This is a genomic window from Micromonospora craterilacus (assembly GCF_003236315.1).
In the GTDB taxonomy this organism is placed as follows: Bacteria; Actinomycetota; Actinomycetes; order Mycobacteriales; family Micromonosporaceae; genus Micromonospora; species Micromonospora craterilacus.
In genome coordinates this window covers 1-421 of the sequence record NZ_POTY01000584.1, presented here as the reverse complement: position 1 = coordinate 421, position 421 = coordinate 1, and the positions used below count along the sequence as shown (strand labels likewise).

Annotated in this window: 1 pseudogene; it reads left to right on the top strand. The window is 68.9% G+C overall.

From position 1 onward, the window contains the following. Positions 1–418: pseudogene (locus C1I95_RS34555) on the top strand (pectate lyase); the annotation flags it as partial. Between the last annotated feature and the right edge of the window lie 3 nt (positions 419–421).

The window sequence follows — 421 nt, the reverse complement described above, 5'->3', positions numbered from 1 at the left end:
GGCATACAGTGCCACGAGTTCGTCCACCGCATCACCCTATGCGCGCCGGGTGGGGTTCGGCGGCCGCGTCGTTCCGGTTGGCGCGTACGGTGCGGAGCCGCGTGACGAGTCGCCCGGCGACGTACGCGACGGCAACATGAGCACCGCCTGGGCGCCGTCGGGCACGACCGGTCAGATCTCGATCAAGTGGGGCTCCGCCACCACCGTCTCCAGGATCAACATCCGTGAGGCGTCCGGCTCCGTCGGCAACATCCGGTCGTGGCGGGTCCTCAACCACGACACCGGCGCCGTCCTGGCCTCGGGCAGCACGGCGGGCGTAATCACCTTCCCCGCCACCTCCCTGCGCAAGATCACCTTCGACATCACCAGCTCCTCCGGTACGCCGAGGGTCGCCGAGTTCGAGACCTACGCCGGATAGCAC